Here is a 20,659-nt window from a genome sequence, read left to right on the forward strand (position 1 = left end):
TTTGCCCGGATTGATGGTCGTTCCCTTGGTCTTCAGCCGGTCGTCAGCCCTTGCGCTGCCATGGCATCAGCAGCACTTCGAGCCCGTCGACGAGATAGCTGAACAGGATCCCGACGAAGCTCAGCGCCACCAGGCAGGCGAAGATCAGCGGCATGTCGAGGAAGCTGGTGCCGCGCAGCAGCAGGTAACCGAGCCCAGCATTGGCGCCGACGAACTCGCCGACGATCGCGCCGGTCGCGGCGAATACCGCAGATACCTTGAGTCCCGAGAAGATGTAGGTCAGCGCCGCCGGCACGCGGACGTAGCGGAAAGTCTGCCAGGCCGAGGCGCCCATCGAGCGGGTGAGGTAAAGCACGCGCTCGTCCAGCGCACGGAAGCCGGTCATGCTGGCGACCAGCGTCGGGAAGAAGCAGAGCAGGAAGGTCAGCAGCACCTTCGGGAACAGGCCGAAGCCGAACCAGACCACGAAGAGCGGCGCAATCGCGATCTTCGGCACCAGCTGGAAGAAGACGATGACCGGATAGATCGCCTTCTCGAGCAGCTTCACCGAAACGATGATGTAGCCGAGCGGGATCGAGATCACCGCCGCCATCAGGAAGCCGAGCACGATCTCGTTCGCCGTGACGAGCGTGTGCTGGAAGATCAGGGCGCGGTCGGTCCAGAGCCGCTCGAAGAAGGCGCTCGGAACCGGGAGGATGTACTCCGGAATGCCGGCTATCGGCACGAACCATTGCCAGGCGAGCAGCAGCACGGCGAAGCTCGCGAGCGGCCAGGCGATGGCCGAGGCCAGGGCGCCGGCTTTCGCACTGCCGGTGATGGCCGGCGATGGGGCCGAAGTGGTGGCGGTACTGTCCTGGCTCATGCGGCTGTTCCCGTTGCCGTCGCCCGCAGGCGCGGCGCCTGCGCGCCGGCCGGCGTGATCTGTCGGCGGCGGAGCGGCCAGATGTCGGCCATGGCCTGCGCGGCGTGCCGCAAGGCGGCGGCGATCTCTTCGCGCCGGGCCTCGTGCATGCGCTGAAGCGGGCCGGCGACGCTCAATGTCCCGGCGATGGCTGCCTCCGGCTCGGGGCCGGCACGGAACGTCGTCGCCATGGCCACGGTGCCGATCTCACCCTCTTCGACGGCGAGCGCGAAGCCGCTCCTGCGGGTCTCGTCCAGATGGGCGCGCAGCGCATCGACATCGCTGAGCGCGTTCGGGCCGGTGCGCCCCTCTGCCTTGAAGCCGCGGGCGCAGACGATGCGCAGCGCTTCCGCCTCGGGCAGGCTGGCGAGCCAGGCTTTTCCGGTCGCGGTGGCGTGCAGGACGATGTCTGTGCCCATTGGCGGCTCGTAGCGCAGGCCTGCGGTCGCGCCCTGGGCACGGGCGATCCAGACCAGGTCTTCACCTTCGATGACGGCGAGCCGGCAATATTCGCGGGTGGCGCGGGCAAGGTCGTCGAGCACCAGCTGGCCGGCATCGGGCAGGCCGCGCAGGTCGAGATTGCGGAAGGCGAGCTGGGCAAGTTTCAGGGTCAGCCCATAGGCGCCGGAGCTGGCATCCTGCGCGACGAGACCGCGCTCGGCGAGCGTCGCCAGCAAACGATGCGTGGCGCTGACCGGCAGGTCGAGCCGTTCGGCGAGCAGGCTGAGATCGGCGCCCTCGGCCTCGCCGGCCAGGGCTTCCAGCATCTTCAATGCGCGCTCGACCGCAGCGATCGTCACCCGTTCCGTCCCCGTTCGATATTGTTATTGGAAATGATTTCCAATTTGGATTTGATTTTCGTATAGAGACGGAAATGGGCCGAGTCAATGTGCCCGGCAGCGAGCCTGACGGAGGAAAGATGAGCCTGGCGGGTGAGGGGGCGGTCGCGATCTGGCACGACATCGCGCCGGAGGGCAGGGCGGAGTTCTACGCCTGGCATGGCGAAGAGCACATGCCGGAGCGGGTCGGCATTCCCGGCTTCCTGCGCGGCCGGCGCTATGTCGCGATCGAGGCCGATCTCGAATTCTTCAATCTCTACGAGGCGCAAACCGTCGAGGTGCTGAAGGGGCAGGACTACACCGCCCGCGTCAATGCGCCGACGCCCTGGACCCTCTCGGCGGTCAAGCATTTCCGCGCCGTCGCGCGCTCGATCTGCCGGGTCACGCACACGGCGGGGCCGGCCCAGGGCGGGCTGATCGCGACGCTGCGTTATGACGTTCCCGACGAGGCCGCCGAGAGCCACAAGGCGGCTCTGCAGCACGGCCTCATTCCCGACCTGCTGGCCCGGCCGGGCGTTGCTGGTGTTCATTTGCTCAACGCCGATGCGCAGGCGAGCGGTGTCGCCACCGCCGAGCAGAAGGCGCGCGGCGTCGCCAATGCCGTGCCGCGCTGGGTTCTGCTGGTCGAGGGCTGGGGCGACGAGGCCGATTTCGCCGCATTGGCGAAGGCCGAGCTCGCCGGCGACCGGCTGGCGGCGCTGGGCGGCGAGGGGCCATTCAATCTCGGCCTCTATCGCCACCAGATCACCCGCACCAAGACGCAATGGAGTGCCGGCTGATGAGCGTGCGCTACGATCTTTCCGGCCGCTGCGCCATTGTCACCGGCGGTGCAGGCGGTCTGGGGCGAGGCATCGCCCGGGCGCTTCTCGCCGCCGGGGCGAGCGTCGAGCTCTGGGATCAGGATGCGAATGCGCTGACCGAGGCTGTCGTCGATCTCGGCCGCCGCGTAAGCCGGCGCCAGCTCGACATCCGGGTGGCCGGGGCGGTCGAGGAGGCGGCGCAGGCGGCCTTCGCCAGCCATGGCCGGATCGATATCCTCGTCAACAATGCCGGCGTGCTCGGCGAGGTGAAGCCGATCTGGGAGACCTCGCCGGAGAATTTCCAGCGCGTGCTGCAGGTCAACCTGTTCGGCACCTATCTGGTGACTCGTTCCGTGGTCGGCCTGATGCGCCAGCAGGCCGCGCGGGCGCCGAGCGCCGGCGGTCATCCCTTGCGCGGCCATGTCGTCAACATCGCCTCGATCCAGGGCAAGGAGGGCATGCCGATGGCCAGCGCCTATTCCGCCTCCAAGGCCGGGATGATCGCGTTGACCAAGAGCGTCGCTCGCGACACCGCCACGGATGGGATCATGGTCACGGCGGTGACGCCCTCCGCGGCAGAGACGGCGATGGCGAAGGAGATCTCGGCCGAACGCCGGGCCGAGATCATGGCGCGCATCCCGATGGGACGTTTCGTCGAGGTCGACGAGGTCGCCCGCATGGTGCTCTGGCTCTCCTCCGACGATTGCTCCTTCTCGACCGGCGGCATCTTCGACCTCTCGGGTGGGCGGGCGAGCTACTGAGCCCAGCCGTCCGTCATTGGCCGAACGGCGCCTGGCGCTGCCGAGGGCATGCGTGATCGCTGCCCCCGGCCGCGATTTGCCGGCTACCGGGGGCCGGCGGCTTCGTGCCAGCATGCCCGCGTCCGGCCCGATCCTGCGGCCGCCAAGCTATCCAGGAACGTGCCATGCTTTCGGTTCGCGAGATTGCCCGCCGTGTCGCCAATGGCGAGATTTCGGCTCAGGCCGCCCTTGTCGAGAGCGAAAGCCGCATCGAGGCACGTGACGGCGAGCTGCGCGCTTTCGCCAGTCGCCCGCAGGCCTTGGTTCCGGGCGAAGGCCCGCTCGCGGGGGTAGCCTGCGGCGTCAAGGACATCATCGACACCGCCGATCTGCCGACCGGAATGGGCTCGTCGATCTATGAAGGCTGGCAGCCGCGCGCCGATGCGGCGATCGTCATGGCCCTGAAGGCCGCCGGCGCGACGATCGCCGGCAAGACCCAGACGACGGCCTTCGCCTTTCTCGACCCGGCGCCGACCCGTAATCCGCATGACCCGACGGCGAGCCCGGGCGGCTCCTCGGCCGGTTCGGCGGCGGCGGTCGCGGCCGGGTTGATCCCCTTGGCGATCGGCACGCAGACCGGCGGCTCGGTGATCCGCCCGGCTGCCTATTGCGGTGCGGCCGCGATCAAGCCTTCCTATGATCTGCTGCCGACCGTCGGCGTGAAGCCGTATTCGCGCTCGCTCGACACGCTCGGCCTGATGGCGGCCAGCGCCGACGATCTCGGCTTCGCCCTGGCGGCGCTGACCGCCCGGCCGGAACTCGACGCAGCCGAGGCGTCGCTGGAAGGGCTCCGGCTCGGCCTCAACCGCCAGGAGTTCGCCGAGGCGCCGGAGCCGGCCTGCGAGGAGGCCTTGCAGCGCATCGCCGCGCTGGCGGGGCAGGCTGGCGCGAGCGTGATCGAACGGGCCGCCCCTGCCGAACTCGCCGATGCCTACAAGGCGCATGGGCCCTTGCAGGACTGGGAAGCGACGCAGGCGCTGGGCTGGGAATATGCCAACCATCGCGACGCCTTGCCGCCCAAGCTGCGCGCCTATCTCGACCAGGCCCGCCTGACGACGCCGGCGCAATACGACGAGGCGAGACGCGTTGCGCGGCGCGGGCGTCACGTCACCGAGGCCTGGCTCGGCGAGGTCGATGTCCTCGTGACCTATGCTGCGCCCGGCGAGGCGCCGGCGACGCTGGCCTCGACCGGCGATTCCCGCTTCAACCGGCTGTGGACCCTGATGGGGACGCCATGCCTGACCGTGCCGCTGATGCGCGGTCCGCGCGGCTTGCCGGTCTCGTTCCAGCTCGTCGGACGCTTCGGCGCCGACGCGCAGGTGATCGCCGTGGCGAAGGCGCTGGAGCGGCTCATCGTGGCCGCCGCTTGACGAAACGTCGGCCGGAGCGTGGCGTCTGTTCCGCGTGGGACAATATTGCGTCGCAACAACTCGGGCGGGATTGTGATGGTCGCCGTCTATTGTTGACCTGTGAATACTAAAGTCTTTTACAGGAAAGGTCTTGATCTTGACCGTATACAAAGCGAATGAATGCTTTAACCCTTGATTAAGGTCATTGCTCTCGCCGGCTTCCGCTTCCCGCGTCGTTTCCGCTTGCGGCGAGGCTCGATTCTGCTAACGTCGGTGACAGGTCAATGACAAAGGAGGGTTCAATGAGCCTTGCGCTAAGTCTCGACCGGTTGGCCATGGGAGCGGCTTTTTTGCTGGTTCTGGCGATCGTGGTCGGAGCGTTCTGACAAAAGTCAGTCTGAAGTCGAAAGACCATAGAGACGGTTAGGGGAGCGTCGCCGGAAGAATCCGGCGGCGCTTTTCCTTTTCCGTGGCCTGCGCATGGGCGGCGCTCGGCCTTCGCGACGCGCTGCCGTGATGTGGTGCTCAGCTCTCGGGGCAAGGATTCTCGCTGACCTCCCAGGACATCATGTTGATGACCCGGCCACACAGGGCGAGGCGTCGCCCCTTGGTGGTGCGAATGCAGGCGGTCGCGCCCTCCGCGATCTTCTTGCCGTCGCTCCAGCAGAAGCAATAGGGCTCGGGCGCCTGGGCCAGCCGCGGCTGGTCGAGCGCCTCGGCATGCTCCTGCGCTTGCGCCGGCAGGAGTGGCGCCTGGAGCGTCAAGAGCAGCAGCGATGTCGCGAGAAGCGCGGCGAGGCGTGGTGCCGTCGCGCCGGTGCGGTGCAGCCTCCGAATGATCCGGATCATGGCCTGCTCCTTTCGTTCGCTGTCGAGGCGTAACGAAGCCGAAAGCATAGCACGGCGCGCTCGCGGCCCAAACCGGTCGCGGCGTGCGGAAACTGCGCTTTCGAGCGGGGCTCTCACCTTGCGAAAGTCGTACGACCCCTCCATATTTGCGCGAAGAGGGCCAATCCGGCCCCGGGAGGGACCATGTCTTTGATTTCGCTTGCCCGGCGTGGCCGGGCCGTCGCCCTTGTGGCTGGTGCGCTGCTGCTCGTTCCCGTCCTCGCCGAGGCTCGGCCCGGCGGTGGCAAGGGCTTTGGCAGCCGCGGTTCGCGCACCACGCAGCAGGTAGCGCCGACCCAGACGGCGCCGACCGGCGCTGCGCCGATGCAGCGTACCGCGACCCCTGCGCCCAGCGCTTCGGCGGCCGCCCCCGGCGCTGCCGCCGCCCAGGCGGCGCGTCCGTCTTTCGCCCGCAACATGATGATGGGCATCGGCGCCGGTCTGCTCGGCGCCGGCCTGTTCGGCCTGCTCTCGGGCGCCGGCTTCGGCGGCCTTGCCGGCATGCTCGGCATGCTGTTCCAGATTGCGCTGATCGGCGGCCTGATCTGGCTCGCGCTGCGCTTCTTCCGTCGCCGCTCGCAGCCGCAGCTCGCCTCTGCCGGCGCGCCGCTCGGCCGCGAGACCTATGAGCCGCAGCAGCCCCAGGCTGCGCAGCGCGTGGGCGGCATGATGGGCGGCATGGGCGCGGCGACTGCCGCGGCCAAGCCGGTCGAGTTCGAGCTCGCGCCTGCCGATTACGGCAGCTTCGAGCGTCTGCTCAACGACGTCCAGATCGCCTATTCGAACGAGGATGTCGTGCGGCTGCGCCAGATGGCGACCCCGGAGATGGCCGGCTACTTTGCCGAGGACATCGCCGAGAACGCCAGCAAGGGCCTCGTCGACCGCGTCGCCGACGTCAAGTTGCTGCAGGGCGATCTCGCCGAGTCCTGGCGCGAGGCCGGCCTCGAATACGCCACGGTCGCGATGCGCTTCAGCTCGCTCAATGCGCTGGTCGAGCGCGAGGGCGGCCGCGTCGTCGAGGGCCACGCCACGATCCCGCGCGAGGTCACCGAGCTCTGGACCTTCGTGCGTCCGCGCGGCGGCCAGTGGCAGGTCTCGGCGATCCAGCCGGCCGAGTAGGGCCAGCTTCACCTCTTATCGGAACGGCCGGGTTCGCCCGGCCGTTTTTCGTTTCGGCCGAGGCCGAAGCGGCTTATAGGCATTCGCGTCGCCCGCTTGGGCGGTGGCCTGGCATTTCTGGAGCGTTTCATCATGAGCGACATGCGCCTTGTCGTCGTCGGCGCCGCCGGCCGGATGGGCCGCACGCTGATCAAGGCGGTCGCGGAGACGCAGGGCTGCGTGCTCAGCGCCGCGATCGAGCGTCCCGGCTCGCCTGCGATCGGCCAGGATGCGGCGGTGCTGGCTGGGTTGCCCGCCGGCGGCGTCATCGTCACCGACGATGCCCTGCCGGCCTTCGTCGAGGCCGAGGGCGTGCTCGATTTCACCTCGCCCGAGGCCACCGTCGCCTTTGCCGGCCTCGCCGCCCAGGCCCGCATCACCCATGTCGTCGGCACGACCGGGCTGGAGCCCGGCCATCTTGCGAGGCTCGAGGCCGCCGCCCGGCATGCCGCAATCATCCGCTCCGGCAATATGAGCCTCGGCGTCAATCTCCTGGCGGCGCTGGTGCGCAAGGTCGCCGCGACGCTCGGTACCGACTGGGACATCGAGATCGCCGAGATGCATCACCGCATGAAGGTCGACGCGCCCTCGGGCACGGCGGTTCTCCTCGGCGAGGCGGCGGCGGAAGGCCGCGGCGTCGATCTCGCCCAGGCCCGCGTTGCCGTGCGCGACGGCCAGGTCGGGGCTCGCCCGGCCGGGGCTATCGGCTTCACCGCCTTGCGCGGCGGTACCGTGGTCGGCGATCACAAGGTGATCTTCGCCGGTGCCGGCGAGCGCCTCGAACTCGCCCATATCGCCGAGGATCGCAGCCTGTTCGCACAGGGCGCGGTCAAGGCGGCGCTCTGGGGCCGCGGCCGCAAGCCCGGGCTCTATTCGATGGCCGACGTGCTCGGCCTCGACAAGCTCTGAACGTCCGTCTTGCAAACCTCCACAGCCCTCATCCTGAGGAGCCGCGTCAGCGGCGTCTCGAAGGATGCTTCAGGAGGTTCCGGAGACAGCTGGAACATCCTTCGAGACGCGCCTGCGGCGCTCCTCAGGATGAGGGCTAATTCCCGGGCGGAGCCAGAGCCACCATGACCGCGCTCGCGGTCGCCCCCGGTGTCACCCATTGGCCGGGTTACCTCGATCCGGCCGAGCAGGCGGCGCTGGTCGACGAATTGCGCGAGGTCGCGCGTCAGGCGCCGTTCTTTACCCCGCGCATGCCCAAGACCGGCAAGCCCTTCTCGGTCAGGATGACGAATTGCGGCTCGCTCGGCTGGGTCTCGGACGAGGGTGGCTATCGCTACCAGCCCAGCCATCCCGAAACCCGGCAGCCCTGGCCGGCCATGCCTTTGCGGCTGCTACGCGCCTGGGAGGAGCTCGCGGGCTATCCGCAGCCGCCGCAGGCCTGCCTGATCAATTTCTACGAGCCGACCGCGAAGATGGGCCTGCACCAGGACCGTGACGAGGAGGAGTTCGCCGCTCCGGTCCTGTCGCTCTCGCTCGGCGACACCGCCGTTTTCCGCATTGGCGGCACGGTGCGCGGCGGCAAGACGATTTCACTGAAACTGGCCTCGGGCGATGCGCTCGTCTTCGGCGGCGAGGCGAGGCTGGCCTATCACGGCATCGACCGCATCCTCGCCGGTTCGTCGAGCCTGTTGCCGCAGAGCGGGCGGATCAACCTGACGCTGCGCCGAGTGACGAAGCCGCCGGTCTGAGGCGCGACGGCTCGGCCAAGAAGATTGAGCAAGGCGAGGGCGGGCGACGTCGCGCGCCCTCGCGCCGTTCTTAGTTTCCGGCAGGCTTGTCGCCGGCCTCGGGAGTCTGGGCGCCGTTCGCCGCCGGCTTCGCGCTGCCGGCCGAGACACCGACCAGCGCCGGCCGCAGCACGCGCTCGCCGATCTTGTAGCCGGTCTGCACCACCTTCGAGACCAGGCCCTTGGCGATGCTCTCGTCGGGCGCCTCGAACATCGCCTGGTGCAAGTTCGGGTCGAACTTCTCGCCATGCGGCTCGATGCGCCGCACGCCATGGCGCTCCAGCGTCTTGAGCAGTTCGCGCTCGGTCAGCTCGACGCCCTCGACGACGGACTTCAAGGCGCTGTCGGCGGCAGCCTCGGCCGTTGCCGGCACGCTCTCGATGGCGCGGCGGAGATTGTCGGCCGAGCCCAGCATGTCGCGGGCGAAGCTGGTCACGGCATAGGCCTTGGCATCGGCGATCTCGCGCTCGGTGCGGCGGCGCAGGTTCTCCATCTCGGCGAGCGTGCGCAGCAGCTTGTCCTTGAGGTCGTCGCGTTCGGCCTCGGCGGCGGCGAGGGCGTCGGGCGTCTGGCCCTCGGTCTCGATCTGGGCTTCCGTCTCGGGCTTGGGATCGTCCATCGCAGGGTTCTGCGTCATCGCGTCATCAAACTCCGGTCATGCAAACTGTCAGGGGCGGAAGCGGGTCCCGCACCTGTTTCGAGGCCGATATCGGATTTCGGTCGCCTGAAATCAAGCTCGGGCTGGCGCTTTGCCCCGCGCCGTCTGGGCTTTGTCGTGCTCGAAGCTGAACACGGCGAGCAGCGCCTGACGGATGATCAGCTGGCGCGCGGTCGTGGTGATCTTCGCTCCGGTGAGGTCGGTCACGTAGAAGACGTCGACCGCCTTCTCGCCGAAAGTGGCGATATGGGCCGAGGCGATGTTCAGATTGAGCTTCGAGATCGCGGTGGTGAGATCGTAGAGCAGGCCCGGTCGGTCGAGGCCGGAGACCTCGAGCACGGTGTGCCGGGTCGAGAGCACGTTGTCGATGATGACCTCGGGCGCGACCTGGAAGGTCTGGCCGCGCGGCGGCGGGGCGCGGCGCTGCGCCACAAGGTCGGCGATCTTGATCTCACCCTTGAGGGCGCGCTCGATCGCAGCTGCAATCCGCTCGGCCCGGCGCAGTTCGTCGTCGTCGCGCTCGAAGGCGCGCGAGACGAAGATCGTGTCGAGCACGAGGCCGTCGCTGGTGGTGAAGATCTGGGCGTCGACGATGTTGCCGCCGGCTGCCGCGCAGGCGCCGGTGACGATGGCGAGCAGGCGGGGATGGTCCGGCGCCAGGATGGTGAGCTCGGTCACGCCGCGGAAGCTGTCGGTCTCGACCTTGGTGGCAGTGGTGCGCCCGGCCGCCTCGGCGGCGTGCAGGAAGCGCGCATGCTGTTCCTGCCGGTCGAGCTCGACCTTGAGCCAGTAGGCCGGGTAGTGCCGGGCGAGATAGGCCTCGCGCGCCGCCGGCTGCCAGTCCGAGAGCCGGGCGGCGAGCGCGTCCTGCTTCAGCTCGACCCTGGCCTTGCGCTCGATCGCCGAGTGGCCGCCGGCGAGAACCATCTCGGTCTCGTAATAGAGCGTGCGCAGGAGCTGGCCCTTCCAGCCGTTCCAGACGCCGGGGCCGACGGCCTTGATGTCGGCGACAGTGAGCACGAGCAGCAGCTTCAGCCGCTCCAGCGTCTGCACAATCGCCGCGAAGCTCTCGATCGTCTTGGGGTCGCCGAGATCGCGGCTCTGGGCGACGGTGGACATCACCAGATGGTTCTCGATCAGCCAGACCACGGTCTCGGTCTGCGCCTCGCTCAGGCCGAAGCGCCGGCAGAGCTTGCGGGCGATGCGTGCACCGGCGACCGAATGGTCCTCCGGCCGGCCCTTGGCGATGTCGTGCAGGAAGAGCGCGACATAGAGGGCGCGCCGGTTGGCGATTGAGGCGAAGATCGAATTGGCCAGGGGATGCTCGGCCTCCAGCGCCCCGGCATCGATCTCGGCCAGGATGCCGATCGAGCGGATCAGATGCTCGTCGACCGTGTAGTGATGATACATGTTGAACTGCATCATCGCGACGACGCGGCCGAAATCAGGGATGAAGCGGCCGAGCAGGCCGGATTCGTTCATGCGCCGCAGCACGGCCTCGGGCGAGCGACGCGAAGTGAGGATCTCTAGGAAAATCCGGTTGGCCTCGCGATCATGACGCAACTGGGCCGTCACCAGGCGGAGCGACTGCGTCACCAGCCGGCTGGTGTCGGGGTGGATCGCGAGGTCGTCGCGGCTGGCGATCTCGTAGAGCCGCAGCAGGTTGACTGGATCGCGCTTGAAGGCGTCGTCATCGACGACTGCGAGGCGCTGGCCCTTCAGCGTGAAATCGGGATGGCCCAGCGCCCGCACGCGCTTGCGCTTGGTCAGCGAACCCAGAAGTCGCGTCAGCGTGGCGCGCGGCTTCTGCTGGCGCGCCTCCAGCGCGGCGCAGACGATCGCGGTGAGGTCACCGACATCCTTGGCCGTGAGGAAATAGGCCTTCATGAAGCGCTCGACCGGCGCCTGACCGTTGCGGCCGGCATAGCCGATCGCCGCCGCCACCTGACGCTGCAGGTCGAAGGACAGGCGCTCCTCGGCACGGCCGGTGATGAAATGCATCCAGCAGCGCACCCGCCAGAGGAACTCCTCGGCGCGCTGGAAGATCGCCAGCTCTCTTGCGTCGAAAAGGCCGGCCTCGACGAGATCAGCGGGATCGTCGACGCGATAGGCGTATTTGGCGATCCAGAACAGCGTATTGAGGTCGCGCAGGCCGCCTTTGCCGTCCTTGACGTTGGGCTCGACCAGATAGCGCGAGGTGCCGGCCCGCATCACCCGCGTCTCGCGCTCGGCGAGCTTGGCCTCGGTGAAGGCGGGCGCCGTGCCCTCGACGACTTCGGCGCCATAGCGCCGCTGCATCTCTTTGAACAGCGTGGCATCGCCGGCGACGAGGCGGGATTCCAGCAGCGCGGTGCGGATCGTCATGTCGCCGCGGGCTTCGCGAATGCAGTCCTCGATCGAGCGGACGGAGTGGCCGACCTTCAGCTTCAGGTCCCAGAGCGGATAGAGCACGGCCTCGACCACGCTCTCGCCCCAGGCGGTCTGCTTGTCCGGGAAGAGGAACAAGAGGTCGACATCCGAGCCGGGGGCCAGCGTGCCGCGGCCATAGCCGCCGACGGCGACGACCGCCATGCGCTCGCCGGAAGAGGGGTTCTGGACGGGATAGAAATGCCGGGTTGCCGCAGCATGCAGGCTGGCGACGACGGCATCCATCGCGGCCGAGAGCCGCTTGGCGCAGGCTAGACCGTTACGGGTGCGAGCGAGGAGGTCCTTGGCCGAGGCGCGGCCGTCCTCGAGCGCGTCGCGCAGCACGGCGACGAGTTCGGCACGCAACGCATCGCTTCCGCCGCGGGTTGGTCGTGCCAGCTTTGCGACGGCCGCAGCCGGGTCCTCGATCAGCTCGGCCAGTTTTAGGGCAGGCTTGTCGTTCGCTGGCGGCACGGCTGCGCTTTCGCGGCGTAGGGGTCGGGAACGATCCCTAGCACGATGGCGGCCATGGCTGAAATCCTTATTAAACATAATTTTGATGTAGAAATTTAATAAACCGATTCTGAGAAGGATTGTTTGACAAACAGAACGCGTGAACCTAAAAACCGGATACGCGCCGATTTGAGCCACCAGCTTGCGGGCGCGAAACAAGTGCAGCTAAAGCGTGGGGCGCGGGAGGTCCGGCAAAGGCCTCCGATCCCTTCGCAGCCATGTGACAAAAGGGAAACGCCATGATCCGGACTCTGCTTCCGAGCCGCCGCGCTGTGCTTGCCGGCTTCGCCGCTCTCAGCATCACCGCCGGCACCGCTTTGGCCCAGGCGCCGAAGGAAATCCGCATCGACTACGCGACCTACAATCCGGTCGGCCTCGTCCTGAAGGAGCGCGGCATCCTGGAGAAGGCGCTGGAAGCCGACGGCATCAAGGTGCGCTGGGTCTTCTCCGCCGGCTCCAACAAGGCGCTCGAATTCCTCAATGCCGGCTCGCTCGATTTCGGTTCCACGGCCGGTGCCGCCGCGCTGATCGGCAAGATTAACGGCAATCCGATCAAGTCTGTCTATGTCTATTCCCGGCCGGAATGGACGGCGCTGGTCACCGGCGCCAAGAGCGAGATCGCCAAGGTTTCTGATCTCAAGGGCAAGCGCGTCGCCGTCACCCGCGGCACTGATCCGCACATCTTCCTGGTCCGTTCGCTCGCCGATGCCGGCCTGACCGAGAAGGACGTCAAGCTCGTCCTGCTGCAGCATGCCGATGGCCGCCTCGCGCTCGAGCGCGGCGACGTCGAGGCCTGGGCAGGGCTCGACCCGCTTATGGCGGCTGCCGAGGTCGAGAGCGGTGCCAAGCTCTTCCACCGCAAGGCGGCCGACAACACCTGGGGCGTGCTCAACGTCCGCGAGGAGTTCGCCGAAAAGAACCCGGATCTCGTCCGCAAGGTGCTGAAGGCTTATGAGGAGGCGCGCGCCATCGCCCTCGCCAATCCGGGTGAGGTGAAGAAGGCGCTGGTCGAAGCGACCAAGCTTTCGGACGCGGTGATCGAGCGCCAGCTCACCCGCACCGAACTGACCCACAGCAATATCGGGCCGGCCCAGGCCGAGACGATCCTCGCTGCCGGCCTCGCCTTGCAGCAGGCCGGGGTGCTGCCCGCGAGCACCGATGTGAAGGCGGCGGTCGACGCGCTGCTCGACCGGCGCTTCGCCGCCACCAACTGAGCGGCGTGACCGGGCGGCGATGAGCGCGATCGAGATCGGAACGGCGGCTGCAGCGCCTGAAGTCGCCCCGGCGAAACGGGCGGGCCGGGCGCAACTGCGGCTCGCGGGGCTGGTGCTGCCGGTCGTGCTCGCCGTGATCTGGGAGGCGCTGGTCAGGACCGGCCTCGCCAATGGCCGGTTGATGCCGCCGCCCAGCGTCGTCGGCGCGACGCTCTGGGAGCTCGCGCGCAGCGGCGAGCTTGCCACGCACGCCGCCGCGACGCTCTGGCGCGTGCTGGCCGGCTTCGGGATCGGCGCGGTCGCCGGCACCGTGCTGGGAGCGCTGACGGGCGCCTTGCCCGTGGCGCGCAGCCTGCTCGATCCGACCTTGCAGGCGCTGCGTGCCATCCCCTCGATCGCCTGGGTGCCGCTATTCATCCTCTGGTTCGGCATCTTCGAGGCGTCGAAGGTGGCGCTGATCGCGGTCGGCGTCTTCTTCCCGATCTATCTCGGCGTCGCCGCCGCGATCCTCTCGATCGACCGCAAGATCGTCGAGGTCGGGCGTGTCTTTCGCCTGAGCCGGCTCGCCATGGTCCGGCGCGTGCTGCTCCCGGCGATCCTGCCGGACTGGTTCACGGCGCTGCGCGGCGGTCTCGGGCTCGGCTTCATGTTCGTCGTCGCCGCCGAGATCATGGGCGCGAGCGAAGGTCTCGGCTATCTCCTGGTCGACGGCCAGCAGCTCGGCCGGCCCGCCACCATCATCGCCGCCATCATCTCCTTCGCAGTGCTCGGCAAGCTCGCGGACGGCGTGCTCGTCGCGCTCGCCCGGCCGTTCCTGCGCTGGCAGGACACGGCGCGCGACAAGCTCTGAAGGGGAGGGGCGATGCTGACCTTCGACAACCTCTCCAAGACCTATGCCGATGGCACAAGGGCGCTTGCGGGCATCACAGCCGAGGTGGCGGCGGGCGAAATCCTTGCCCTCGTCGGCGGCTCCGGCTGCGGCAAGACCACTCTGCTGCGCCTCGTCGCCGGGCTCGACCGAGCGAGCGAGGGCCGGATCGTGCTGGACGGCAAGGCGATCACCGAGCCGCGCGCCGATGTCGGGGTGATCTTCCAGGAACCGCGGCTCTTCCCCTGGCTCAGCGTCGCCGACAATGTCGGCTTCGGCCTGTCGGACCTCGCGGCCGGCGAACGCCAGCGCCTCGTCGGCCATGCGCTCGAACGCGTCGGCCTTGGCGGTTACGACAGGCGCTGGCCGCGCGAGCTCTCCGGCGGCCAGCAGCAGCGCGTCGCCATCGCGCGGGCGCTGATCACCCGTCCGAAGCTCCTGCTGATGGACGAGCCGTTCTCGGCGCTCGACGCCACCACCCGCACCAGCCTGCATGAGCACCTCCTGGCGCTCTGGGAGGAAAGCCGGCCGACCGTGGTGATGGTCACCCATGACGTCGAGGAGGCGGTGACGCTGGCCGACCGGATCATGGTGATGCAGCCGAGGCCGGGCCGCGTCTTCGACGAGCTGGAGAACCCGCAGACCCGGCCGCGAGACCGACTCTCGCCGGCCTTCGAGGCGAGCAAGCGCGAGGTGCTGCGCACGCTCGAGCGTTCGCTGCGCGACGACCAGCCCCAGCAGCACAAGGCCGCCGAGAGCGCGGGAATGTGGTGGTGAGGCAGCGCCCTTGCGTTTGACAAAACGGACGGAAGAACCTTATTAAAGGATACGCGCCGATTTGAGCCTCAGCTTGCGGGCGCGAAATAAATGCCGCTAAAGCGTGGGAGACGAGATGGTGGCCTCAGCCGCCGGCGCTTCCCTTCGCCTGATCTGGAAGGAAGCGTCCGATGTCCATCTGTCCCAATGATCCAACGCTTTTCGCTGCTGGTTTCGACGCCGCCGCGCTGCGCCCGGCGCCCGGGCAGGTCGTTGCGCTGCTCGGCGGGCCGGCTGGTGGCGGGAGCGCGTTGCTGCGCACTCTGGGCGGCCTCGATGCCGCTGCCGACCCGGTGCCGACGGCCGAGCTTGGCCTGCTCGGTGCGAGGCCGAGCTTCTTTCCCTGGCTCAACCTCTCCGAGAACCTCGCCTTCGCTCTCCCCGGTGCGACGGCTTTCGCCCGCGAAGGGTTGATCGCCAACGCGCTGGTCAGGGCAGGCCTCGGCGAGTTCAAGGACCGGCGCCCGGGCACCTTGTCGGCGGCCGAGCTCCAAGCTCTCGCGATCGCACGGCTGTCGCTGCTGCGCCCGAAGCTGCTGCTGGTCGACGCGCCTTTCGCAGGGCTGGACGATGAGGCGCAAGACGCTCTCGCCGGCTCGCTCGCCGAACTCTGCAGGCAGGGGCGCCCGGCGGTTGCGATCGCCACGAGCTCCGTCGAGGAGGCCGTTCGTCTCGCCGACCGTATCCTCGTGCTGCCGCAGACGCCGGGGCCGCTTGCCTTCAGGCTCGACAATCTCCTGCCATACCCGCGCGATTCCCGTTCGGTCGGTTTCGTCGCCCTGCGCCGCGAACTGCGTCGTTCTCTGGAAAAAGAGCTGGGCGCAGTGCAGTCGGAAGTCGCGGAAGTCGCTGCCTGACAAGGTCGCGAGGCGGGCAACGCCCCTACCGAAAACCGCATCCACTTTTGCGCCCGATGCGGTAAACCCTGCCGGCATCCGTTTCGATCGATCGAGGATAAGCCATCATGGACGTCACCGCGCTGCGCGCCCTCCAGGCTCCGCTCAAGGACAAGTACCGCGAGGCGCCCGACGCCGCCGTGATCACCCTCAAGGCCAAGGGCGAACTCGACGACCAGCACATCGCCTGCAAGGTCGAGACCGGCCGCGCCATCGCGCTCGCCGGCCTGCACCCGGCGACCGGCGGCTCAGGCGCCGAGCTCTGCTCCGGCGACATGCTGCTCGAGGCGCTGGTCGCCTGTGCCGGCGTCACCCTGAAGGCGGTCGCGACCGCGCTCGAGATCGAACTCAAGAAGGGGGTCGTCCGCGCCGAGGGCGACCTCGACTTCCGCGGCACGCTCGGCGTCGCCAAGGACGCCGCCGTCGGCTTCAAGGCGATCCGCCTGTTCTTCGATGTCGAGACCGACGCTCCGCAGGAGAAGCTCGACAGCCTGCTCAAGCTGACCGAGCGCTATTGCGTCGTCTTCCAGACGCTGAACGTCAAGCCGGAGCTGTCGGCGACCCTGCAGACGGCCTGAGACTCAGGCAGGCAGCGGGCGCGGCGTTCCGTCCGCGTCCGTGGCTTCCGGCTCCTGCGAGATCGGCGCCGCCAGCGGGTCGATGATCGCGAAGGGCCGCTCCGCCATCTGCTCCGGCGGCGCGCGGTGCCTGATCCTCAGGCCTGCGACCGCAGCCAGCGCGATCGCCGCGGCGGCCATGAAATAGAGCAGCCCGTTGATGTCGAGCTGTCCCATCACCTGGGCGCCGAGGATCGGCCCCAGCGCCGAGCCGATGCCGCTGACCAGGATCAGCCGGCCGCTCACCGCCACGACGCGGTCCTGAGGCATGCGGTCGAGCGCATGGGCGACGCAGACCGGGTAGAGCGTCGACATGAAGCCGCCGAGCAATGCTGCGATCGGCAGCACGAAGACGAGCCTTGGCGGCACGAGCTGGATCAGGATGGCCGCGACGGCGAAGCCGATCGCCAGTCCCGCCAGCACGACCCGGCGGTCGCCACGGTCCGAGACCTTGCCGACCGGGACCTGGAACGCGAAACCGCCGAGCACCGCGACCAGCATGAACAGGGCGATCGTTCCCTGGGGAATGTCGTTGCGCGCCATCCAGGCCGGCACTAGCGCGTAGAAGGCGCTGGTCACGATGCCCGAGACGATGCAGCCGATCACCGAGACCGGCGCCTGCCGGGTCAGCTCGCCATAGGGCAGGGAGGCTTCGGGCGAGAGGGCCGGAGCCTCCGCGCGCGTCGCGCTCACCATCATCAGCGCCAGCGCGAACAATGCGATGATGATGAAGAACGGGGTCAACGAGGCGATCGGCAGTTTGCCGATCAGCAGCTGGCCCATCGCCAGCGCCAGGAAGGTGCCGACCATGTAGATCGAGAAGATCCGGCCGCGCTGGTCCGCCGGCGCCTTGGCGTTCAGCCAGCTCTCCGTGGTGATGAACAGGCCGACGCAGCCGATGCCGATCGCCATCCGGCACAGGATCCAGCCGAGCGGCGAGACGAAGAGCGCCATCCCGGCCGTGCCGACGACGACCATGCCGGCGAAGGCGGCATAGGCGCGGATATGCCCGATACGCTGGATGATGGCGCCGCTGCCGACGGCGCCGATCGAGAAGCCGATGAAATAGGCGCTGAGTACGATGCCGGTCAGCGTCGGGCCGAAATTCTCGGTGGTCAGCCGCAGGGACAGGAAGGTGTTGAAGAAGCCGTTGGCGAGCTGGACGAGGCTCGTCGCGGCGATGAGCGTTCCGATCTGGACGAGCACGTCTGGCGGTCTCCTGCGCAGCGGGTAGGGCGCGCAGGCTACGCCGGAATGTGATCTGCAGATGGCGGCCCGGGTTTATTCTGCCGCCTTGAGCCGGTTTTCCCTCGCGAAGGGCAGTGCCGGCTGGCTGCCCGGACCGTCGTCGAACTCGAGCGCGCCGATCCTCTCCGCGCGGCCGGTGACCTTGCCGGCCGAGGTCTTGATCAGGCCGACATCCTCCTGCGCCTGGCGGAAATGTACGTCGAGCTTGTCGACCCGCTCGCCGAGCCGGCGGACGTCGTCGAGCAGCTTGCCGACCTCGGACTGGATCACCCGAGCCTCTTCGCGCATGCGGGCATCGCGGACCAGCGACTGCATCAGCTGGATCGCCAGCGCCAGCAGCGAGGGCGAGACGATCATCACGCGGGCCCGGCTGGCCTTCTGGATCACGTCCTCGAAATGCTCGTGCAGATCGGCATGGATCGCCTCCGACGGCACGAAGAGCAGCGCCACGTCCTGGGTCTCGCCGGGCAGGAAATAGCGCTCGGCAATGTCCTTGATGTGCTGGCCGACATCGCCGCGCACCCGCGCTGCTGCCTGTTTCTTCGCCTCCTCGCCGCGTGCTTCGCGCAGCAGGGTGAAGCTCTCCAGCGGAAACTTGGCGTCGATGACGAGGCCGCGGCCGTCGCCGGGCAGGGTCACCAGGCAGTCGGGCCGGCGGCCATTGGAGAGCGTCGGCTGGAACGAGAAGAATGCCGCCGGCAGCCCGTCGCGGATGATCGCCTCCATGCGACCCTGGCCATAGGCGCCGCGCGCCTGCTTGTTGGCCAGCACGTCCTTCAGCGTCACCACCTCGCCAGTCAGTTCCGTCAGGTTCTTCTGGGCGCTGTCGATCACGGCGAGGCGCTCCTGCAGCTTGCCGAGGCTCTCATTGGTCTGGCGGACATTCTGCTCGAGCCCGGCGCCGACCTGCTGGCGCAGGCCGTCGATCCGGTCGGCCACGAGGCGGGCGAGATCGCCCTGCCGGGTCGAGAGAATCTCGGCCATGGTCTGCATCCGGCCGGTCAGCTCGGACTGCATCCGGTTCATCTCGGCGACCTTGTCGTCCATTTCGTGCGCCCGCTCGGCTGCGGCGGCCGCCTCCGCCGCGTGCCGGTGGCCGCCGCGCCAGGCGGAGAGCAGCGCCAGCGCGAGCAGGAGCAGGGTGAGGCCGGCGAAGCCGAAGGCGGCTTCCGCCCAGCTGACGGGCCGTTCGAGCACGACGAAGGCGATCTGGTTCATGGAAAGAGCCTACACTAATGCGAACGAAAGCGGAACAGTTTGACCGCTCCTGCACAAGTGCTTATGTCGCCTCAATCTCAAGACATTTGCTGCAGAGCGCTCCATGGCCATTCGCCCCCTCGTCATCCTGCCCGACAGTCAGCTCAGGCTGGTCTCGGCCCCCGTCGCTTCGGTCACGCCCGAGATCCGCAAGCTCGCCGAGGACATGCTGGAGACGATGTACGACGCGCCGGGCATCGGCCTTGCCGCGATCCAGATCGGAAAGCCGGTCCGCCTCGTCACCATCGATGTCTCGAAGAAGAGCGAGGACGACGAGGAGACGCCGAAGACCCCGATGGTCTTCGTCAATCCCGAGGTCACCTGGAGCTCGGAGGAGAAGAACGTCTATGAGGAGGGCTGCCTGTCGATCCCCGAATATTACGAGGAGGTCGAGCGGCCGGCGCGCGTCAAGGTGCGCTATATGGATCTCGACGGGGCGATCCAGGAGATCGAGGCCGATGGCCTCCTCGCCACCTGCCTCCAGCACGAGATCGACCATCTCAACGGCGTCCTCTTCATCGACTACCTGTCGCGCCTGAAGCGCGAGCGTGTAACCAAGCGCTTCGCCAAGGCCGCCCGCCGGGAGAGTGCGGCCTGAGCGGCCGGGAAATCACATGAGCCTGCGCATCATCTTCATGGGCACGCCGGACTTCGCCGTGCCCACCCTGACCGAGATCATCGGCCAGGGCCACGAGGTCGTTTCCGTCTATACGCGCCCCCCGGCTCCGGCCGGGCGCGGCATGGAGCTGAAGCCGTCGCCGGTGCAGCGCACCGCCGAGCGCTTCGGCATCCCGGTGTTCACGCCGAAGACGCTGCGGAACGCCGAGGCCGCCGAGATCATGGCCTCGCACCAGGCCGACGTCGCGGTCGTCGTCGCCTATGGGCTGATCCTGCCCAAGGCGATCCTCGAAGTGCCCGAGCTCGGCTGCCTGAACCTGCACGCCTCGCTGCTGCCGCGCTGGCGCGGCGCCGCCCCGATCCAGCGCGCGATCATGGCCGGCGACGCCGAGACCGGCGTCTGCGTGATGAAGATGGAGGAGGGGCTCGATACCGGCCCGGTCGGCATGGTCGAGCGGCTCGCCATCGACAGCGATGCCACTGCCGGCGACATGCATGACCGGCTTTCCGTGCTCGGCGCCGACCTGATGGTGAGGGCGCTGGCGGCGCTCGGACGCGGGGGCCTGCGCTTCACGCCGCAGGCGCAGGACGGCGTCACCTATGCCAGCAAGATCGGCAATGACGAGGCGCGGCTGAGCTGGACCAGGCCGGCACAGCAGGTGCACGATCTGGTACGTGGCCTCTCGCCCTTTCCGGGCGCCTTCGTCGAAGTCGACCTCGGCAAGGGGCCTGAGCGCCTCAAGCTGCTGCGCACGGCACGTGCCGGCGGCGCGGCCGAGCCCGGCACGCTGCTCGACGACGAGGGCACCGTCGCCTGCAAGGTCGGCGCGGTGAAGCTGCTGCAGGTCCAGCGCGCTGGCCGCGCCCCGATGAGCGGCGGCGAGTTCTTGCGCGGCGCCCGGCTCTCGGCCGGCGCGAAGCTCTAGCGTGTTGCAGCACTCTCATTTCACGCCGTCATCCCGGGCGAGCTCAGCTCGACCCGGGATCCATGCCGGAGCGGTTCAGGCATGGATCCCGGCTCTCCGCTTCGCTTCGGCCGGGACGACCGACAAAGGTACAGTCTCCCTGGTGGAGCGA

Annotated in this window: 20 protein-coding genes; 13 read left to right on the forward strand and 7 right to left on the reverse strand. The window is 68.3% G+C overall.

The features are described from left to right. Positions 1-43: 43 nt before the first annotated feature. Positions 44-862 (reverse strand): ABC transporter permease, encoded by an 819-nt coding sequence (locus RKE40_RS01825; protein WP_316016544.1) that lies wholly within the window; start codon positions 860-862, stop codon positions 44-46. Further along, complete coding sequence (locus tag RKE40_RS01830) at positions 859-1,701, reverse strand: IclR family transcriptional regulator (RefSeq protein ID WP_316016545.1); 843 nt, start codon at positions 1,699-1,701, stop codon at positions 859-861. Before RKE40_RS01830 ends, RKE40_RS01825 begins: the two co-directional genes overlap by 4 nt. A 119-nt stretch (positions 1,702-1,820) precedes the next feature. Here RKE40_RS01830 and RKE40_RS01835 point away from each other — a divergent pair, with 119 nt between their 5' ends. The 3 genes from RKE40_RS01835 (at position 1,821) to RKE40_RS01845 (ending at position 4,710) form a co-directional block, all read left to right on the forward strand. After that, the gene (locus RKE40_RS01835; protein WP_316016546.1) at positions 1,821-2,519 is read left to right on the forward strand and encodes a hypothetical protein; all 699 of its coding nucleotides are present in this window, start codon (positions 1,821-1,823) and stop codon (positions 2,517-2,519) included. Next, on the forward strand, positions 2,519-3,301 hold the full coding sequence (locus RKE40_RS01840) for an SDR family NAD(P)-dependent oxidoreductase (protein WP_316016547.1): 783 nt from the start codon (positions 2,519-2,521) through the stop codon (positions 3,299-3,301). The genes RKE40_RS01835 and RKE40_RS01840 overlap by 1 nt, the downstream gene beginning before the upstream one ends. A 164-nt stretch (positions 3,302-3,465) precedes the next feature. Further along, the gene (locus RKE40_RS01845) at positions 3,466-4,710 is read left to right on the forward strand and encodes an amidase (RefSeq protein WP_316016548.1); all 1,245 of its coding nucleotides are present in this window, start codon (positions 3,466-3,468) and stop codon (positions 4,708-4,710) included. Between the two features lie 504 nt (positions 4,711-5,214). On the opposite strand, the gene RKE40_RS01850 is transcribed toward RKE40_RS01845, so the two are convergent. Further along, a complete protein-coding gene (locus tag RKE40_RS01850) occupies positions 5,215-5,538 on the reverse strand; it encodes a hypothetical protein (RefSeq protein WP_316016549.1) in 324 nt (107 codons plus the stop codon). Positions 5,539-5,721: 183 nt separating this feature from the next. On the opposite strand from RKE40_RS01850, the gene RKE40_RS01855 reads away from it, so the two are divergent. The 3 genes from RKE40_RS01855 (at position 5,722) to RKE40_RS01865 (ending at position 8,432) form a co-directional block, all read left to right on the forward strand. Further along, complete coding sequence (locus tag RKE40_RS01855; RefSeq protein WP_316016550.1) at positions 5,722-6,696, forward strand: TIM44-like domain-containing protein; 975 nt, start codon at positions 5,722-5,724, stop codon at positions 6,694-6,696. 141 nt (positions 6,697-6,837) lie between these two features. After that, a complete protein-coding gene (gene dapB / locus RKE40_RS01860; protein ID WP_316016717.1) occupies positions 6,838-7,644 on the forward strand; it encodes a 4-hydroxy-tetrahydrodipicolinate reductase in 807 nt (268 codons plus the stop codon). Positions 7,645-7,808: 164 nt separating this feature from the next. Then, complete coding sequence (locus tag RKE40_RS01865; RefSeq protein WP_316016551.1) at positions 7,809-8,432, forward strand: alpha-ketoglutarate-dependent dioxygenase AlkB family protein; 624 nt, start codon at positions 7,809-7,811, stop codon at positions 8,430-8,432. Positions 8,433-8,502: 70 nt separating this feature from the next. Here RKE40_RS01865 and grpE read toward each other — a convergent pair whose 3' ends face one another. After that, positions 8,503-9,108: a nucleotide exchange factor GrpE gene (gene grpE, locus RKE40_RS01870; protein ID WP_390893176.1), complete on the reverse strand. Its 606-nt coding sequence runs from the start codon at positions 9,106-9,108 to the stop codon at positions 8,503-8,505. A 93-nt stretch (positions 9,109-9,201) separates the two neighbouring features. After that, positions 9,202-11,964, reverse strand: a complete 2,763-nt coding sequence (locus tag RKE40_RS01875) for a [protein-PII] uridylyltransferase (protein ID WP_390893190.1) — start codon at positions 11,962-11,964, stop codon at positions 9,202-9,204. A 323-nt stretch (positions 11,965-12,287) separates the two neighbouring features. On the opposite strand from RKE40_RS01875, the gene RKE40_RS01880 reads away from it, so the two are divergent. The 5 genes from RKE40_RS01880 to RKE40_RS01900 all read left to right on the forward strand — a co-directional run bounded on the left by RKE40_RS01880 (position 12,288) and on the right by RKE40_RS01900 (position 16,420). Next, complete coding sequence (locus RKE40_RS01880; protein WP_316016553.1) at positions 12,288-13,262, forward strand: aliphatic sulfonate ABC transporter substrate-binding protein; 975 nt, start codon at positions 12,288-12,290, stop codon at positions 13,260-13,262. A 19-nt stretch (positions 13,263-13,281) separates the two neighbouring features. Further along, the gene (locus RKE40_RS01885) at positions 13,282-14,112 is read left to right on the forward strand and encodes an ABC transporter permease (RefSeq protein WP_316016554.1); all 831 of its coding nucleotides are present in this window, start codon (positions 13,282-13,284) and stop codon (positions 14,110-14,112) included. Between the two features lie 12 nt (positions 14,113-14,124). Continuing rightward, positions 14,125-14,907, forward strand: a complete 783-nt coding sequence (locus RKE40_RS01890; protein ID WP_316016555.1) for an ABC transporter ATP-binding protein — start codon at positions 14,125-14,127, stop codon at positions 14,905-14,907. A gap of 170 nt (positions 14,908-15,077) precedes the next feature. Then, a complete protein-coding gene (locus RKE40_RS01895; protein WP_316016556.1) occupies positions 15,078-15,803 on the forward strand; it encodes an ATP-binding cassette domain-containing protein in 726 nt (241 codons plus the stop codon). A gap of 107 nt (positions 15,804-15,910) precedes the next feature. Continuing rightward, on the forward strand, positions 15,911-16,420 hold the full coding sequence (locus RKE40_RS01900) for an OsmC family protein (protein ID WP_316016557.1): 510 nt from the start codon (positions 15,911-15,913) through the stop codon (positions 16,418-16,420). A gap of 3 nt (positions 16,421-16,423) precedes the next feature. Here the strand turns inward: RKE40_RS01900 and RKE40_RS01905 are convergent, their stop codons facing one another. Further along, positions 16,424-17,665 (reverse strand): MFS transporter, encoded by a 1,242-nt coding sequence (locus RKE40_RS01905; protein WP_316016558.1) that lies wholly within the window; start codon positions 17,663-17,665, stop codon positions 16,424-16,426. 75 nt (positions 17,666-17,740) lie between these two features. After that, the gene (locus RKE40_RS01910) at positions 17,741-18,925 is read right to left on the reverse strand and encodes a DNA recombination protein RmuC (protein WP_316016559.1); all 1,185 of its coding nucleotides are present in this window, start codon (positions 18,923-18,925) and stop codon (positions 17,741-17,743) included. 103 nt (positions 18,926-19,028) lie between these two features. Between RKE40_RS01910 and def the strand changes: the two genes are divergently transcribed. Continuing rightward, a complete protein-coding gene (gene def, locus RKE40_RS01915; RefSeq protein ID WP_316016560.1) occupies positions 19,029-19,562 on the forward strand; it encodes a peptide deformylase in 534 nt (177 codons plus the stop codon). A gap of 16 nt (positions 19,563-19,578) precedes the next feature. Beyond that, positions 19,579-20,508: a methionyl-tRNA formyltransferase gene (fmt, locus tag RKE40_RS01920; protein ID WP_316016561.1), complete on the forward strand. Its 930-nt coding sequence runs from the start codon at positions 19,579-19,581 to the stop codon at positions 20,506-20,508. Positions 20,509-20,659 lie beyond the last annotated feature (151 nt).

The organism is Allobosea rubneri (assembly GCF_032464875.1).
GTDB lineage: Bacteria > Pseudomonadota > Alphaproteobacteria > Rhizobiales > Beijerinckiaceae > Allobosea > Allobosea rubneri.